Annotated in this window: 13 protein-coding genes and 2 tRNA genes; 14 read left to right on the top strand and 1 reads right to left on the bottom strand. The window is 54.9% G+C overall.

Going from position 1 to position 16,714, the window contains the following annotated elements:
- Window positions 1-15 precede the first annotated feature (15 nt).
- Window positions 16-2,571, bottom strand: coding sequence for a DNA mismatch repair protein MutS (mutS, locus tag SB719_RS17470; RefSeq protein ID WP_065648331.1), 2,556 nt, complete (start codon window positions 2,569-2,571; stop codon window positions 16-18).
- 356 nt (window positions 2,572-2,927) lie between these two features.
- On the opposite strand from mutS, the gene SB719_RS17465 reads away from it, so the two are divergent.
- From SB719_RS17465 to SB719_RS17400, 14 genes are all read left to right on the top strand, one after another.
- Entirely contained in the window at window positions 2,928-3,917 is a 990-nt protein-coding gene (locus SB719_RS17465; RefSeq protein ID WP_304234314.1) for a LacI family DNA-binding transcriptional regulator, read from the top strand.
- Window positions 3,918-4,274: 357 nt separating this feature from the next.
- Entirely contained in the window at window positions 4,275-5,141 is an 867-nt protein-coding gene (locus SB719_RS17460) for an ABC transporter substrate-binding protein (protein ID WP_412159524.1), read from the top strand.
- 21 nt (window positions 5,142-5,162) lie between these two features.
- A complete protein-coding gene (locus tag SB719_RS17455; protein WP_304234318.1) occupies window positions 5,163-6,647 on the top strand; it encodes a sugar ABC transporter ATP-binding protein in 1,485 nt (494 codons plus the stop codon).
- 17 nt (window positions 6,648-6,664) lie between these two features.
- Window positions 6,665-7,633 (top strand): ABC transporter permease, encoded by a 969-nt coding sequence (locus SB719_RS17450; protein ID WP_039385622.1) that lies wholly within the window; start codon window positions 6,665-6,667, stop codon window positions 7,631-7,633.
- A 66-nt stretch (window positions 7,634-7,699) separates the two neighbouring features.
- Window positions 7,700-8,785: an alcohol dehydrogenase catalytic domain-containing protein gene (locus SB719_RS17445; RefSeq protein WP_065648336.1), complete on the top strand. Its 1,086-nt coding sequence runs from the start codon at window positions 7,700-7,702 to the stop codon at window positions 8,783-8,785.
- Between the two features lie 130 nt (window positions 8,786-8,915).
- Window positions 8,916-9,998, top strand: a complete 1,083-nt coding sequence (mltB, locus tag SB719_RS17440; protein WP_412159517.1) for a lytic murein transglycosylase B — start codon at window positions 8,916-8,918, stop codon at window positions 9,996-9,998.
- Window positions 9,999-10,082: 84 nt separating this feature from the next.
- Window positions 10,083-10,418 (top strand): zinc ribbon domain-containing protein YjdM, encoded by a 336-nt coding sequence (locus SB719_RS17435; RefSeq protein ID WP_065648338.1) that lies wholly within the window; start codon window positions 10,083-10,085, stop codon window positions 10,416-10,418.
- 351 nt (window positions 10,419-10,769) lie between these two features.
- Window positions 10,770-11,261: a nicotinamide-nucleotide amidase gene (gene pncC, locus SB719_RS17430; protein WP_065648340.1), complete on the top strand. Its 492-nt coding sequence runs from the start codon at window positions 10,770-10,772 to the stop codon at window positions 11,259-11,261.
- A gap of 93 nt (window positions 11,262-11,354) precedes the next feature.
- On the top strand, window positions 11,355-12,425 hold the full coding sequence (recA, locus tag SB719_RS17425; protein ID WP_065648341.1) for a recombinase RecA: 1,071 nt from the start codon (window positions 11,355-11,357) through the stop codon (window positions 12,423-12,425).
- A 110-nt stretch (window positions 12,426-12,535) separates the two neighbouring features.
- Window positions 12,536-13,051 (top strand): regulatory protein RecX, encoded by a 516-nt coding sequence (locus SB719_RS17420; protein ID WP_304234320.1) that lies wholly within the window; start codon window positions 12,536-12,538, stop codon window positions 13,049-13,051.
- A 135-nt stretch (window positions 13,052-13,186) separates the two neighbouring features.
- Window positions 13,187-15,814, top strand: a complete 2,628-nt coding sequence (gene alaS, locus SB719_RS17415; protein ID WP_065648342.1) for an alanine--tRNA ligase — start codon at window positions 13,187-13,189, stop codon at window positions 15,812-15,814.
- A 246-nt stretch (window positions 15,815-16,060) separates the two neighbouring features.
- Window positions 16,061-16,246, top strand: a complete 186-nt coding sequence (gene csrA, locus SB719_RS17410) for a carbon storage regulator CsrA (RefSeq protein ID WP_039379826.1) — start codon at window positions 16,061-16,063, stop codon at window positions 16,244-16,246.
- Between the two features lie 292 nt (window positions 16,247-16,538).
- A tRNA-Ser gene (locus SB719_RS17405) sits at window positions 16,539-16,631 on the top strand.
- Window positions 16,632-16,639: 8 nt separating this feature from the next.
- Window positions 16,640-16,713, top strand: a tRNA-Arg gene (locus SB719_RS17400).
- The last annotated feature ends 1 nt before the right edge of the window (window position 16,714 follow it).

Genomic DNA, 16,714 nt, shown 5'->3' with positions numbered 1-16,714 from the left:
TTTTTTGCCCGTGTATCAGACCAGGCTTTTCAGCCGGTAGATCCACTCCAGCGCCTGTTTTGGCGTCAGGCTGTCAGGATCCAGCGCTTCCAGCGCATCTGTTGCGGGTGAGGTTTCTGCCACCAGCAGTGGCAGCTGCGCTCCTCCGGTTGACGAAGCGCTCTGACTCATGGAGATCGTCTCCAGCTCTTTCAGCTTCTGCCGCGCGCGTTTGATCACTTCTTTAGGCACGCCTGCCAGCGCCGCTACCGCCAGGCCATAGCTCTTGCTGGCGGCACCCTCCTGCACGCTGTGCATAAATGCGATAGTATCGCCATGTTCAACCGCATCCAGATGAACATTCACGACGCCCTCCATTTTTTCCGGCAGCGTGGTCAGCTCGAAATAATGGGTGGCAAACAGCGTCATCGCTTTAATCCGGCTGGCAAGATTTTCGGCGCACGCCCAGGCAAGGGACAGACCATCATAGGTTGAGGTCCCGCGGCCTATCTCATCCATCAGTACCAGACTATTTTCCGTAGCGTTATGCAGAATGTTTGCGGTTTCTGTCATCTCAACCATAAACGTGGAGCGGCCGGAGGCGAGGTCGTCTGCTGCGCCGACGCGGGTAAAGATACGATCCACCGGGCCGATCACCACCTCTTCAGCCGGCACAAAACTGCCGATCCACGCCATCAGCGCTATTAGCGCGGTCTGGCGCATATAGGTGCTTTTACCGCCCATATTGGGTCCGGTGATAATCAGCATGCGCCGCTGCATCGACAGCGAGAGTGGGTTGGCAATAAAGGGCTCTTTCAGCACCTGTTCAACCACCGGATGCCGGCCTGCGGTAATGCGGATCCCCGCTTTCTCCTGCAGCACCGGCCGGCAGTAGTTCAGCGTCCAGGCGCGCTCTGCCAGGCTGGCGAGTACATCCAGCTCGGCCAGCGCGGCCGCGCTCAGCTGCAGCGCTTCCAGATGCGGCAGCAGGCGATCGAACAGCTCTTCATAGAGGCCTTTTTCCAGCGCCAGCGCCTTGCCTTTGGAGGTCAGAACTTTATCTTCATACTCTTTCAGCTCAGGGATAATGTAGCGCTCAGCGTTTTTCAGCGTCTGGCGACGAACATAGTGGATGGGCACCAGGTGACTCTGCCCACGGCTGACCTGAATATAGTAACCGTGCACCGCATTAAAGCCGACTTTCAGCGTATCCAGCCCCAGTTTTTCCCGCTCGCGGATCTCCAGCCGGTCGAGATAGTCACTGGCACCATCGGCCAGCGCCCGCCACTCATCGAGTTCAGCGTTATAGCCCGGCGCAATGACGCCGCCGTCACGGACCAGTACCGGCGGTGATTCAATGATCGCCTGCTCCAGCAGCGTGCGCAGCTCAGCAAATTCGCCCATCTGCGTGCGCAGAGTGACCAGCTGCCCGGCCTCTGCGCCGGTCAGCAGCTGATTGATTTCCGGCAGCTGCTGAAACGCATGCCGCATGCGCGCCAGATCGCGCGGGCGGGCAGTGCGCAGCGCCAGGCGTGCCAGTATGCGCTCCAGATCGCCGACCTGGCGCAGTACCGGCTGCAGCGCGTCGCTCAGCGACTGCAGTTCTGCAATGGCATCCTGACGTCGGGTGATCACCGCAATATCGCGCAGCGGCATGTGCAGCCAGCGCTTCAGCATGCGGCTGCCCATGGGCGTGACGGTTTTGTCCAGTACTGCCGCCAGCGTGTTATCGATTCCGCCGGCCAGGTTTTGCGTGATTTCAAGGTTCCGGCGCGTGGCTGCGTCCATGATTACGCTGTCCTGCTGGCGCTCCATACTCAGAGAACGGATGTGCGGCAGGGTGGTGCGCTGGGTATCTTTAGCGTACTGCAACAGACAGCCCGCTGCCCGCAGCCCCAGATGCGCCTGCTCCACGCCAAACCCGCTGAGGTCGCGCGTGCCAAACTGCAGATTCAGCTGCTGGCGCGCGGTATCGATCTCAAACTCCCACAGCGGACGCCGCCGCAGCCCGCGGCGCTGATCGATCAGTGACATTGCCTGCAGGTCTTCAGGGTAGAGCAGCTCGGCGGGATTGGTGCGCTGCAGCTCAGCGGCCATGGTTTCAGCATCGCCCGGTTCGCTCAGGCGGAAACGCCCGGAGCTAATATCCAGCGTGGCGTAACCAAAGCCGCGCTGGCTCTGGAAGATAGCAGCCAGCAGGTTATCCTGGCGCTCCTGCAGCAGCGCCTCATCGCTGATAGTGCCGGGGGTAACAATCCGCACCACCTTGCGCTCAACCGGCCCTTTGCTCAGCGCCGGATCGCCGATCTGTTCGCAAATCGCCACCGACTCGCCCAGCTGCACCAGCTTTGCCAGGTAGCCCTCTACGGCGTGATAGGGCACACCCGCCATTGGAATCGGCTCGCCAGCGGAGGCGCCACGTTTGGTCAGGGAGATTTCCAGCAGCTGCGAGGCGCGTTTTGCGTCATCAAAGAACAGCTCGTAGAAATCGCCCATACGGTAAAAAAGCAGGATGTCAGGATGATCGGCTTTCAGGCGCAGATACTGCTGCATCATTGGCGTGTGAGCGCTGATATTCTCTAATGTACTCATAGTATTAGGGTTTCCATGTTTAAACATAAGCAGCGCGATACATGATGTTGATTATCATTTATCTGCCTTTCAGCGCTGTATTACGGCGTAAAACCCGTTTAAGGCTCAACTTGTTGCCCGATGATAGCTGAAGGGCGGCCATTAACCTGAATGTGTTCACGACTGTGTGCTGATTATGATAACGAAGTCTGTATAGCAGGAAAACCGGCGCACAGGGCTGTTTCTTCGGGGCGCTTCAGAATTGCACACTACGCCGGCCCTGTTTCTGCACTGAGCACGTAAAATGTCATCGTCAACATTTCATTAAAGCTGCTACCATCGCGTTACTCTTGCTGATACTGCCGATAGCGAATGTTATGACCCGAAAAAGCACCAAAGCGGCCACCATTAAAGATATTGCGCAGATTGCAGGCGTAACCAATATCACCGTTTCGCGCGTGTTTACTGCGCCTGATAAGGTTAAACCCGAAACGCGCGAGCGGATCCTTGCCGCCGCGCGCAAGCTTAACTATGTTCCCAACGCCTTTGCCCGCACTATCAAGGCCAGCCAGAGCCGTATTATTGGCGTGGTCACCGACGACACCTTCAATATTGTCTATTCCCACATCATTAAAGAGGTGTGCCGTCTGTCAGATGCTAAAGGCTATTCGGTCATGTTCTTTACCACGAACGGTAACCGGCAGATTGAGGCGCGCGCGCTGCAGACGCTGGTCAGTTACAAAGCGGCAGGGATTATTCTGTCGGTGGTAGAGGATTCTGACCGCTACGACAAAAGCCATATTGACGTGGTGCGTCACTCTTCGAGCCAGCTTATCCAGCTGGATCGTCAGTTTGATACTTCGCTGCCGGCAGTTTATATCAACAACAGTCGTGCCGGTGAACTGGTCGCAGACGCGATAATGAAAAAAGAATATCGTAATGTGCTGGTGATCGGCGGCAGTGAACATTCCCATATCACACAGCAGCGTATTGCCGGTATCCGTAGCGGTATTAATGCGCATGTTAATCTGCACGCGCTTTATACCGACTACCGTTACGAACACGCTAAGGCGATGATCCAGTCATGGTTCTCTACCACTACTGAACGCTACGATGCCATCGTGGGATTAAATGGCATGATCACGCTGGCGGCGATCGCTCTGGCCAATAAGTGGGGGATGCATGACACCCGCTTTATCTCTGTCGATGAAGTCCCCTGTGCCGACGATTTTAATCAGATTATTCCTTATGTCGCCCATGATACCGGGCAGTGGGCGCGGGTAGTGTCAGAAAATATCATCTCTGCCATTGAGGGCCGCCCCTATGAAACCCGCGTGATGATCAATGGCTTCCTGAAAAACCTTTAGTTTCAGATGCCTGGTGGTTTTTTCTGTAACAGCACTGAAAGCGATGTTAAGAAGATGTGACATGCCGCAAGAATCTCAAACTTGCTCGTCAGCGGATGTTGACGTTGTCATTCCTGGTGTTTAAATTTTGATCTCACTTCTGGCGGAATGAATTTATTCATCCTCACAGGGCGTATTCCTGGCAGATAAGACGTTTTTGCTCCTATGTTAACGTCAACATTTCAGGTGTGGTTGCGCAGTGTTTCGTGTACCGGCTTTATTTCGTAACGACGACAAGCAGTTAACTGAAAAGACCCGGAGAAAACTATGAAAGGCAAACTGAATACCCTGCTGGCGCTCTGCGTAACAACCCCTTTAATGCTGGCATCTGCGTTAGCAATAGCAAAACCGCTGACCATCGGCATGTCCTTCCAGGAAATGAATAATCCCTATTTTGTCACGATGCAGGAAGCGCTCAAGGACGCCGCCGGCAGCATGGGGGCCACGGTTATTGAGGCAGATGCCCGTCATGATGTTTCAAAGCAGATCAACGACATTGAAGACATGCTGCAGAAAAAAGTCGACATTCTGCTGATTAATCCGGCAGATACCAATGGTGTTGAAAACGCAGTTAATGAGGCGAAAAAAGCGGGAGTGGTGGTGGTAGCGATTGACGCTCAGGCCAAAGGCCCTATCGATTCCTTTGTCGGCTCTAAAAATTATGATGCCGGCCTGCAGGCCGGAGAGTTTCTGGCCAAAGCGCTGGGCGGTAAAGGTAAAGTCGCCATTCTTGATGGTATTCCGGTAGTGCCGATTATTGAACGCGTCAAAGGGTTTGAAGATGCGATGAAGAAGTATCCCGGCATCAAAATCGTTAACCGTCAGAACGGCAAGCAGGAGCGCGATACCGCACTGAGCGTTACCGAGAATATGCTGCAGGCGGCACCGGATCTGGCAGGCATATTTAGCGTCAATGATACCGGTGCGCTTGGGGCCCTGGCGGCGATTCAGGCTAATGGCGCAGATGTGAAACTGGTCAGCGTCGATGGTCAGCCGGAAGCGGTTAAAGAGATTGAAAAAGCGGGCTCGCCGTTTATTGCCACCTCTGCGCAGTTCCCACGCGACATGGTACGGCTGGGGCTGGGTGTAGCGATGGCGAAGCACTGGGGAAGTCAGGTGCCGGCTGCGGTACCGCTTGATGTAAAACTGATCACGAAAGAGAACGCCAGCGGCTTTAGCTGGTAATCACTCCGGGGAGGCGCTGTCATGCCGTTACTGCAACTCAACGGAATCAGTAAATCATTTCCAGGCGTACGCGCGTTAAATAACATTAATCTGACGCTGCAAGCCGGTGAAATTCATGCGCTGCTCGGTGAAAACGGAGCGGGTAAATCCACGCTGATGAAGATTCTGAGCGGAATTTATCAGCCTGACAGCGGCGAGATCTGTATCAACGATCGGCCACAGCAGTTCGCTGGCTATCGTCAGGCGATAACAGCCGGCGTGGGGATTGTCTTTCAGGAGTTCTCGCTGATACCCGGCCTTAATGCAGTAGAGAATATCTTTCTGAATCGCGAACAGCGTACCCGCTGGGGATGGCTGGATCGCAAGACGATGCGTGATCGTACGCTGGCGCTGCTGGCGCGACTGGGGGTTGAGCTCGATCCGGACCTTGCAGTGACGCATCTCAGCGTGGCGCAGCAGCAATTTGTTGAGATTGCCAAAGCGCTGGCGCTGGATGCACGGATCCTGATCCTGGATGAACCTACGGCGACGCTGACGCCGGGTGAAGCTGAGCATCTGTTCCGGGTGATGCGCGACCTGCGACAGCAGGGGGTGGGCATGCTGTTCATCTCGCATCATCTGGAGGAGATCTTTGCCGTGTGCGACACCATTACGGTACTGCGTGACGGAGGCTATGTTGGCACCATCCCGGTGAGCGAATGCAGCAGCGAGCAGCTGGTAAAAATGATGGTGGGCCGTCAGGTAGCACAGCATTTTCCCGACAAGCTGCCGCTACCGGCGGCAACGCTACCGCTGCTCGAGGTTAACCTGCAGCGCCAGCGTCAGGGGCCGGCAGACGCCTTTCAGCTCTGGCCTGGAGAGATTCTCGGCTTTGCCGGGCTGGTGGGGTCGGGCCGCACTGAAACCGCCTGCGCGATGCTGGGGGCGCAGGCGTGCTGGCAAAAGCAGGTGCGGCTGAATGGCGAGCCGCTGCGGCTGCGCAGTCCGGCCGATGCTTTAGAGCAGGGGATTGGGCTGCTGCCGGAAAACCGGAAAACCGAAGGGCTGGTACTGCCGTTTAGCGTCGCGCATAACATTACCCTGAACCGGCAGATCACCCACGGCGGATTTCTGCACCATGTGCGCGAGCGTGAAGTGGTCAGCGATCTTATCCGCAGGGTTGGCGTGAAGACGCCGTCAGCGGAGCAGGAGGTCAATACGCTTAGCGGCGGCAATCAGCAAAAGGTGGTCATTGCGCGCTGGCTGAACAATGACTGTAAGGTGCTGATTTTTGACGAGCCCACACGCGGTATCGATGTGGGCGCAAAAATGGAAATTTATCAGCTGATGCAGCAGCTGACGCGTAAAGGCATCGCCATCATCGTCATCTCTTCTGAGCTGCCGGAGATTATTGGCCTCTGCCACCGGGTGCTGGTGTTTCGCAACGGACACATCGCGCAGGAGCTTCACGATACCGCAATCAACGCTGAGACCATCATGCTACACGCTACGGGGAACGCATCATGAGTATTCTGTCTAATTCCATGCTGTCACAAACGTCGCGCAGGCGCGGCCGGCTTGATCGATGCCTGCATCATCCCGCCTTTCTGCCGTTTGTGGGTTTTGTGCTGCTGTTTATTGTGATGATTTTTCTCAACGACAGCTTTCTGACGGCGAACAACCTCAGTAACGTGGCGCGTCAGGTCTCTATCAACGCCATTATTGCTGTGGGAATGACCTGTGCCATTTTAACCGGCGGGATTGATCTGTCGGTAGGATCGGTAATGGCGCTTTCCGGTACCGTTGCTGCTGGTCTGATGGTGGCGGGTATTCCGATGCCGCTGGCGGTGCTGGCCGGATTACTGATCGGTATGGGCTTTGGCGCTTTAAATGGCGGCTGTATCGCCTGGCTGCGTATGCCGCCTATTATCGTTACGCTCGCCAGTATGGGGATCGCACGGGGACTGGCGCTGATGTATACCGGGGGGTATCCCATTTCCGGCCTGCCGGAAAGCTTCATGATGTTTGGCCGTGCCAGCCTGCTGGGTATTCAGGTGCCTATTTTAATCATGCTGGTGGTCTATTTACTGGCGTGGATCTTACTGCACCAGAAACCCTTTGGTCGCCACGTCTACGCCCTCGGTGGCAATGAAGAGGCTGCGCGCCTGAGTGGTATCCGCGTCTCCCGCACCAAGCTCTGGGTCTATATCATCAGCGGACTCACGGCGGCCGTGGCCGGCATTGTGCTCAGTTCGCGTCTGATGAGCGGGCAGCCAAACGCCGGTAATGGTTTTGAGCTGGATGCGATCGCTGCTGTGGTGCTGGGTGGAGCGGCAATAGCCGGCGGAAAAGGCGCCATTCTTGGCACATTAGTGGGCGCGATGATGCTCGGCATTCTCAACAATGGTCTGAATCTGATGGGCGTTTCACCTTATGTGCAGATTGTGATTAAAGGCGGGATCATTCTGGGCGCAATCTGGCTGAGTTCCGTTAAGCGTAAAGCACACCGTTAAGATGACCTGCGGGTCATCTCTATATCATTCAATGTTGACGTTAACATTTATCGAAAAGGATATGCTATGAATATTCTGCCGCAACAGATCAAAAGCCTGGTGAACTACGGCCCGCGCGATTATCGCCTGGAAACGTTACCGCTTCCTGAGCCGAAAGCACGTGAGCTGCTGGTAAAAGTCGGGGCGTGTGGTATCTGCGCCTCTGACGTCCACTGCTGGCACGGGGCGCCCATGTACTGGGGAGACGGCAATCCGGAAAAAGCCTGGGTTAAAACGCCCGTGGTGGTAGGGCACGAGTTTTATGGCACGGTAGTGGGGTATGGCGAAGGCGCGCTGGAGCATTTTGGCGTGTCGCCTGGTGACCGCGTAATCGCTGAGCAGATCATTCCCTGTACTCAGTGCCGCTTCTGCAAAGATGGCAAATACTGGATGTGCGAAAAGCATGATATCTACGGCTTTCAGACGCAGGACTCTGATGGCGGCATGACCGAATATATGCTGTTTAAAGCCAACAGCCGGGTACATAAAATCCCTGATACGCTGACGCACGAAGAGTGTGCGCTGATTGAGCCATTCGCCTGTGCCGTTCACGCGGTGAATCGCGCGGCGATTGAATTCAATGATGTGGTGGTGCTGGCGGGTGCCGGCCCGCTTGGTACCGGCATGATTCAGGCTATCCGACTGAAAAATCCCAAACTGTTTATTGTGCTGGATACCATTCCGGAACGTCTGGCGCTGGCGAAAAAGCTGGGAGCCGATCTGGTTTTCAACCCGCTGGAGCAGGATGTGGATGCGGAGGTGCGCAAACTCACTGACGGCTACGGCTGTGATATCTATATAGAGGCGACCGGCAACCCGCTGGCGGTTAATCAGGGACTGCAGATGATCCGGCGCATGGGCCGCTATGTCGAGTTCAGCGTCTTTGGCAAGCCTGCCACGGTGGACTGGTCAATTATCGGCGACCGCAAAGAGCTGGATGTGCGCGGCTCGCACCTTGGCCCGCACTGTTATGAAACAGTCATCAGCTTTTTTGAGAAAAAATGGTTCACCGCAGAAGGCATTGTCACGCACAGTTTTCCGCTGGCGGAGTGGGAGCAGGGCTTTGCGATGGCATCAGGTCGTGAATCGATCAAAGTGCTGCTGGTACCCTGAACCTGTTGCGTGCGCAACCTCGCGTTGAGGGGGCGCACGCAGCGCGTAAAGTTACGACATTATTCTGTCCGTCAATGCGCTGAACGTCTACCATAAGCGTTTAGGTTTTTTGCTCGCTTATGGATATCTAATGCGTATTAAGGTTGCCCTCATTCCGTTCTTTTTCCTGCTTGCTGCCTGCAGCAGTAAGCCTGCTTCTCACCAGCAAGGCGATGTTGTGCCGGCGCCTAAAGGTGGCTTTCTGCTGGACACTTCGCATGCGGTTCAGCCGATGTTTGGTGACTTTGCCGGCAACCCGGCGGCGGAGCAGTTTATCGATCAGATGGTAGCGAAGCACGGTTTCGACCGCGATCAGCTGCATGCGGTTATCGGCCAGGCAAAAAGGCTTGATTACGTGCTGCGCCTGATGGATCAGCAGGCGCCGAGCTATACGCCGCCCGCAGGGCCAAACGGTGCCTGGCTGCGCTACCGGAAAAAATTCATAACGCCCGATAACGTACAGAATGGCGTAGCGTTCTGGAATCAGTATGAGGATGCTCTGCAGCGGGCGCAGCAGGTTTATGGCGTACCACCGGAAATTATTGTGGGCATCATCGGCGTTGAGACGCGCTGGGGTCGGGTAATGGGCAAAACGCGTCTGCTGGACGCGCTGGCGACGCTCTCCTTCAACTATCCGCGTCGCGCCGCCTATTTCAGCAGCGAGCTGGAAACGTTTCTGCTGATGGCACGCACCGAGCAGGATGATCCGCTGGATCTGCGCGGATCGTTTGCCGGGGCAATGGGCTATGGCCAGTTTATGCCCTCATCCTATAAAGAGTACGCCGTGGATTTTAACGGAGATGGCCATACTAACCTCTGGGATCCGGTTGATGCGATTGGCAGCGTAGCAAACTATTTTAAAGCGCACGGCTGGCGCAGCGGTGAGTCGGTCGCTGTCCCGGCCAGTGGGCAGGCACCCGTGCTGGAGAATGGCTTCAAGACGCGTTATCCGGTTGCCACGCTGGCCGCTAGCGGTCTGACACCGCAGGGCTCACTGGACGGTAACAATGAAGCCAGCCTGTTGCGGCTCGATCTCGGCACCAGCTATCAGTACTGGTACGGTCTGCCTAATTTCTATGTGATTACGCGTTATAACCACAGCACGCACTACGCCATGGCGGTGTGGCAGCTGGGAGACGCGGTTGCCAAAGCGCGTCAGGGTAATCTGCTTTAGTACTGTCCTTATAAAGTGTGAGGATATAAGATGGCACCCTCTTTGCGGTGCCGTTTCACCGCATGCAGATTATCAGGAGCACTCATGGAACATTTACCCGCCTGTCCGCTGTGTCAGGCTGATTACACCTGGCAGGATGGCGACAACCTGAACTGTCCGTCGTGTGGCCATATCTGGTCGGCCAGCGGTGCGGAAGCAGGCGATACGCTGCTGGTACGTGATGCTAATGGCAACGTACTGGCAGATGGCGACAGCGTCACCGTAGTCAAAGATTTAAAGGTGAAAGGCAGCTCTTCGGTGCTGAAAATCGGTACCAAAGTCAAAAGTATTCGTCTGGTCGAAGGCGATCACAATATCGACTGCAAAATTGAGGGCTTTGGCCCGATGAAACTCAAATCTGAGTTTGTGAAGAAGAGCTGACAGCCGGACGGCACAGGCCGTCCTGCTTTTCCTTGTGCGCGTATTTACGCTCCACGCTTTCGGTTCTCATTGCACCATTCTCTCTGACAATAGCTTCAGTCTCACTCGCGGCTAAACGCCCGCGCCTGCCTGGCGCAGATAACGACTATGATTGATCAGGCGGCGCTGACGCTGGCTAATCCGGCAGGCAGCGGCGGCACCCTCCTGTGCGCTTTCCCGCATCCGTTCAGGATGGGAATAAATCAGGCCAGCGGCAGCGGAAGCGGGGCCGCAAATTTCGCTGCCGCTGGTTGAAAAGCCCCGTCAGCCGCTCCATTTACTGCTATCGTTGCGCCGCAAAAGGAAAAAGCGATGAATGATGAACAGCTGCAGCAGTTAAGCCATCAGATCGGCGAAAAACTGATCGCGCGGCACGCCAGCGTGACGACGGTTGAGTCCTGTACCGGCGGCTGGATAGCCAAAGTTTTCACTGATATCAGCGGCAGCTCTGCCTGGTTTGAGCGCGGATTTGTCACCTATAGTAATAGTGCCAAGCAGCAGATGGCAGGGGTACAGGCAGCGACGCTCGCGCGTTACGGTGCGGTGAGTGAGCAGACAGTGCGTGAGATGGTGACAGGTGCATGCCAGGCGGCGCAGGCGCCCTACGGGATCGCGGTCAGTGGAATTGCCGGACCCGGCGGCGGCAGCCCGGATAAGCCGGTGGGCACCGTCTGGTTTGCCCTTGCCGGACCGGCGCGCATTCTCACGCAACGCTGTGTTTTTACTGGCGATCGTGAGGCGGTACGGCGTCAGTCGGTGGCGTGGGCGCTGCAGACGCTGCTTGATCAATTTCTGATAAATTAGGCTTGATACTGTATGATTATACAGTATAATTATTGGCAACAGAACGGGCGGACACAGCCAGTGTTTGCTCACCCGGCATGATTAGGAGTGTAAATGGCGATCGACGAGAACAAACAGAAGGCTTTAGCTGCCGCACTGGGCCAGATTGAAAAACAATTTGGTAAAGGCTCCATCATGCGTCTGGGTGAAGACCGCTCGATGGATGTAGAAACCATTTCTACCGGCTCCCTGTCGCTGGACATCGCACTGGGTGCGGGTGGTCTGCCGATGGGTCGTATCGTAGAGATCTACGGACCGGAAGCTTCTGGCAAAACCACGCTGACGCTGCAGGTTATTGCAGCTGCACAGCGTAAAGGCAAAACCTGCGCCTTTATTGATGCTGAGCATGCGCTGGATCCGGTCTATGCGAAAAAACTGGGCGTAGATATCGATAATCTGCTCTGTTCACAGCCAGATACCGGTGAGCAGGCGCTGGAAATCTGTGATGCACTGGCACGTTCAGGTGCTGTTGATGTCATCATCGTTGACTCCGTTGCGGCGCTGACGCCTAAAGCGGAAATCGAAGGTGAAATCGGTGACTCGCACATGGGTCTGGCGGCACGTATGATGAGCCAGGCGATGCGTAAGCTGGCGGGTAACCTGAAACAGTCCAACACGCTGCTGATCTTCATCAACCAGATCCGTATGAAAATTGGCGTGATGTTCGGTAACCCGGAAACCACTACCGGCGGTAACGCGCTGAAGTTCTACGCTTCTGTCCGTCTTGATATCCGTCGTATCGGCGCGATCAAAGAGGGTGATGAAGTCGTTGGTAGTGAAACGCGTGTGAAAGTGGTGAAGAACAAAATTGCTGCACCGTTTAAGCAGGCTGAATTCCAGATTATGTATGGCGAAGGTATTAACACCTTTGGTGAGCTGGTGGACCTGGGCGTGAAGCACAAGCTGGTGGAGAAAGCCGGTGCGTGGTACAGCTACAACGGCGACAAGATTGGTCAGGGTAAAGCGAACGCGACTAACTTCCTGAAAGAGAATCCGGCAATTGCTAATGAGATTGATAGCAAGCTGCGTGAGTCGCTGCTGACAGGTGCGACAGCGGAAGCGAATACCAAAGAGCCTTCTGACGCTGAGCTGGAAAAAGCCGGCGACATCAACGAAGACTTTTAATATCAGCGGGAGCAGCAATGCTCCCGTTTTCTTTTATACTCCTCTGTACGCCTTCCGCTCTCTGCCCTCATGCTTTACCCTGCCCGTTACTAACAGTAAGGCTAATACGTATGTCATCAACATCCTCACAGGCCCCGGTACCTGACTTTTCCCGTTTACTCGACCGCGCTATGCGGCTGCTGTCACAGCGCGATCACAGTCGCAGCGAACTGAAGCGCAAATTGCAGCTGTCGGGTCAGCGCGCGGCCTACCTGCAGCAGCAGGAAAATATTCCCATCCCGGATGAGCTACTGGAAAAAGTGCTCGACTGGTGTCAGGAAAATGGCTGGCTGAACGATAATCGATTCACCGAGCGTTTTATTCAGAGTCGGGCGCGTAAAGGGTATGGTCCGCAGCGCGTCAGGATGGAGCTGCAGCAAAAAGGTATCGGACGCGACGAAATTAATCAGGCGCTGGCAGAAAGTGACGTGGACTGGGCGGCGTGTGCTGCCGAGCTTGCCAGACGGAAGTTCGGCGAGCCGCTGCCGCAGACCTGGGCAGAAAAAAGCAAAGTACAGCGCTTTCTCATGACAAAAGGCTTTATGATGGAAGATATTCAGGCGGTTTTCAGAAATAGTGACGACTGAAAGGCAATGTGATTTTACTTCCTATTGCAGAAATTTTATCTTATTCCCACTTTTTGTTCCTCAGTCAGCGACGGACCGGATAGACAGGGTTTGTCAGCGAAAGGGAACGTTCGTTAGCGTGATTCCAGGAATTTTATGAGCAAGAGCACTGCTGAGATCCGTCAAGCGTTTCTCGACTTTTTTCATAGCAAGGGACATCAGGTTGTAGCCAGCAGCTCCCTCGTACCGAATAACGATCCAACGCTGCTGTTTACCAACGCCGGCATGGTGCAGTTCAAAGACGTTTTCCTTGGTCAGGACAAGCGTGACTACACGCGTGCCACTACCTCGCAGCGCTGTGTACGCGCAGGCGGTAAGCATAACGATCTGGAAAATGTGGGTTATACCGCACGCCATCACACCTTTTTTGAAATGCTGGGCAACTTCAGCTTTGGCGACTATTTCAAACAGGAAGCGATTGCTTATGCCTGGGAACTGCTGACGGGTGAGCAGTGGTTCAGCCTGCCCAAAGAGCGTTTATGGGTAACCGTCTACGAAACTGATGACGAAGCCTTTGATATCTGGGCTGACCAGATCGGCGTCCCGCGTGAGCGCATTATCCGTATTGGTGACAACAAGGGCAGCGCGTACGCATCTGATAACTTCTGGCAGATGGGCGATACCGGCCCCTGCGGTCCCTGCACTGAAATTTTCTATGATCATGGCGACCATATCTGGGGAGGCCCGCCGGGTAGCCCGGAAGAGGATGGCGATCGCTATATTGAGATCTGGAATATCGTGTTTATGCAGTTTAACCGTCAGGCTGACGGCACCATGCAACCGCTGCCTAAGCCGTCAGTGGATACCGGCATGGGGCTGGAGCGTATTGCGGCGGTACTGCAGCATGTAAATTCCAACTATGAGATTGATCTGTTTGCGCGGCTGATTAAATCCGTTGCTCAGGTCACGGGCGCGAGCGACCTCAATAACAAATCGCTGCGCGTTATTGCGGATCACATCCGCTCCTGTGCTTTCCTGATTGCCGATGGTGTCATGCCATCGAATGAAAACCGCGGGTACGTGCTGCGTCGCATCATTCGCCGTGCGGTCCGTCATGGCAACATGCTCGGTGCCAAAGAGGCGTTCTTCTATAAGCTGGTTGCACCGCTGATTGAGGTCATGGGCGCTGCAGGTGAAGATCTGAAGCGTCAGCAGAAGCTGGTCGAAAATGCGCTGAAGGCTGAAGAGGAGCAGTTTGCTAAAACGCTGGAGCGCGGCCTGGCACTGCTGGATGACGAGCTGGCAAAAGTCAGTGGCGATACGCTGGATGGTGAAACCGTATTCCGTCTTTATGACACCTTTGGCTTCCCGGCGGACCTGACCGCTGACGTCTGCCGCGAGCGCAATCTCAAGATTGATGAGGCAGGATTTGAAGCCGCCATGGAGCAGCAGCGCCAGCGCGCGCGCGAAGCCAGTGGCTTTGGCGCAGACTACAATAGCGTTATTCGCGTTGATGCCGTAACCGATTTTAAAGGTTATGAAGCGCTTACGCTGAATGCCACCATTGAAGCGCTGTTTGTTGATGGTCAGCCTGTAGAGCAGATTACAGCTGGTCAGGATGCAGTCGTAATCCTGAACGCCACGCCATTCTACGGTGAATCAGGCGGGCAGGTGGGTGATACCGGCGTACTGACAGGGCAGAATGCTGAATTTAGCGTGCAGGATACGCAAAAGTATGGCAAAGCACTGGGACATATCGGTAAGCTCACCCACGGTCAGCTGCGTATCGGTGATGCGCTGCAGGCGCAGGTAAACGAAGCGCGCCGGGCGCGTATTCGCCTGAATCACTCGGCAACGCACCTGATGCATGAAGCGTTGCGTGAGGTACTGGGCGATCACGTTGGTCAGAAAGGCTCGCTGAATAACGATAAATATCTGCGTTTCGACTTCTCGCACTCTGAAGCGATGAAACCGCAGCAGATCCGTGAGGTGGAAGATATTGTCAACGCACAGATCCGCCGCAACCTGCTGATTCAGACCGATATCATGGATCTGGAAGAGGCCAAAGCGCGCGGTGCAATGGCGTTGTTTGGTGAGAAATACGATCAGCGTGTACGCGTGGTCAGCATGGGTGAATATTCAGTAGAGCTGTGTGGCGGTACGCACGCTGCACGCACTGGCGATATCGGCTTGTTCCGCATTCAGTCTGAGTCGGGCACGGCTGCCGGTATTCGCCGTATTGAAGCACTGACCGGCGAGGCTGCTATTGCGCAGCTGCATGCGCAGAGCGATCAGCTGGCTGATATTGCCCAGGTTGTAAAAGCCAACAGCAGCAATCTCAATGAGAAGGTGCGCGGTCTGGTTGATAACGTCCGTGCGCTGGAGAAAGAGCTGCAGCAGCTACGCGATCAGCAGGCGGCACAGGAGAGCGCATCACTGAGCAGCAACGCCATCGAAATCAAAGGTGCTAAGCTGCTGGTGAGTGAGCTGAGCAACACTGAGCCTAAAATGTTGCGTACGATTATGGATGACCTCAAAAATCAGCTTGGGTCTGCCGTTATCGTACTGGCAACGGTCGCAGAAGGTAAGGTTTCGCTGATTGCGGGCGTAACCAAAGATCTGACCGATCGCGTGAAGGCAGGCGAGCTGATTGGCGAACTGGCCGTTCAGGTGGGCGGTAAAGGCGGTGGACGTCCTGACATGGCGCAGGCGGGCGGAACCAATCCGCAGGCGCTGGCAGGCGCGCTGGCAGGCGTACAGGAGTGGGTAAGCAGCCGGCTTTAACAATTAAAATTAAGCGTTGTATAGCGCCGGGAACGTCTGTTCCGGCGCTTTTTAGTGCAATGGACACCAGGTAATGACAAAGTCCGGTCGATGTAGTGTATTTCGGCTAAACTAATTATCAGCAGAATGTATTGGCGTGACAAATCGCAATGGTGTATTTGTCATAGGCATTGTTCAGCGGTATATGATGGATATGGCCGGGAACCCGAACAGGCCCGACTCTTTTAATCTTTCAAGGAGCAAAGAATGCTTATTCTAACTCGTCGAGTTGGTGAAACCCTCATGATTGGCGATGAGGTGACTGTAACGGTGCTGGGTGTTAAAGGTAACCAGGTCCGCATTGGTGTTAATGCGCCAAAAGAAGTATCAGTACATCGTGAAGAGATTTATCAGCGTATTCAGGCTGAAAAAACGCAAACCACGGGTTACTAACGTTTTCAGCGTCTCGCTCATGGGCGAGACGCTACCTTTCTGCTTCCTCCGCTCATTTATTTCTGTTTTACCCCTCTCTGTTTTTTCATTGCTCTCCTGGCTTTTGCTGTTGATAAATCACTCTTTTCGCCGCTAAATCAGCCGAATTGTGCGTCATTTGTGCAATCAGACGCGTGAGTGAAAAAAGTCGGGAGAAATTGTTTGACTTATAAGTCCGGGAAAGTAATATGTGCGCCACGCAGTGCCGATGAGCAGAAACAAGTTCAGAAGCACGGTTCGGAAGAACGCGTAAGGTGAGGTGGCCGAGAGGCTGAAGGCGCTCCCCTGCTAAGGGAGTATGCGGTCAAAAGCTGCATCCGGGGTTCGAATCCCCGCCTCACCGCCATTTCCGATGCATCCATAGCTCAGCTGGATAGAGTACTCGGCTACGAACCGAGCGGTCGGAGGTTCGAATCCTCCTGGATGCAC

The sequence above is a fragment of the Pantoea sp. SIMBA_079 genome, from assembly GCF_046940275.1.
Classification (GTDB): domain Bacteria; phylum Pseudomonadota; class Gammaproteobacteria; order Enterobacterales; family Enterobacteriaceae; genus Pantoea; species Pantoea borealis.
This window is presented reverse-complemented; position numbering and strand designations above follow the sequence as displayed.

What these genes read in the sequence shown, in the direction of transcription:
- SB719_RS17450 (WP_039385622.1), top strand. Translation starts at nt 6,665, where the DNA reads ATGCTGTCACAAACGTCGCGCAGGCGCGGCCGGCTTGATCGATGCCTG.
- SB719_RS17455 (WP_304234318.1), top strand. Translation starts at nt 5,163, where the DNA reads ATGCCGTTACTGCAACTCAACGGAATCAGTAAATCATTTCCAGGCGTA.
- pncC (WP_065648340.1), top strand. Translation starts at nt 10,770, where the DNA reads ATGAATGATGAACAGCTGCAGCAGTTAAGCCATCAGATCGGCGAAAAA.
- alaS (WP_065648342.1), top strand. Translation starts at nt 13,187, where the DNA reads ATGAGCAAGAGCACTGCTGAGATCCGTCAAGCGTTTCTCGACTTTTTT.
- SB719_RS17465 (WP_304234314.1), top strand. Translation starts at nt 2,928, where the DNA reads ATGACCCGAAAAAGCACCAAAGCGGCCACCATTAAAGATATTGCGCAG.
- recA (WP_065648341.1), top strand. Translation starts at nt 11,355, where the DNA reads ATGGCGATCGACGAGAACAAACAGAAGGCTTTAGCTGCCGCACTGGGC.
- SB719_RS17445 (WP_065648336.1), top strand. Translation starts at nt 7,700, where the DNA reads ATGAATATTCTGCCGCAACAGATCAAAAGCCTGGTGAACTACGGCCCG.
- SB719_RS17460 (WP_412159524.1), top strand. Translation starts at nt 4,275, where the DNA reads ATGCTGGCATCTGCGTTAGCAATAGCAAAACCGCTGACCATCGGCATG.
- SB719_RS17435 (WP_065648338.1), top strand. Translation starts at nt 10,083, where the DNA reads ATGGAACATTTACCCGCCTGTCCGCTGTGTCAGGCTGATTACACCTGG.
- SB719_RS17420 (WP_304234320.1), top strand. Translation starts at nt 12,536, where the DNA reads ATGTCATCAACATCCTCACAGGCCCCGGTACCTGACTTTTCCCGTTTA.
- mltB (WP_412159517.1), top strand. Translation starts at nt 8,916, where the DNA reads ATGCGTATTAAGGTTGCCCTCATTCCGTTCTTTTTCCTGCTTGCTGCC.
- mutS (WP_065648331.1), bottom strand. Translation starts at nt 2,571, where the DNA reads ATGAGTACATTAGAGAATATCAGCGCTCACACGCCAATGATGCAGCAG.
- csrA (WP_039379826.1), top strand. Translation starts at nt 16,061, where the DNA reads ATGCTTATTCTAACTCGTCGAGTTGGTGAAACCCTCATGATTGGCGAT.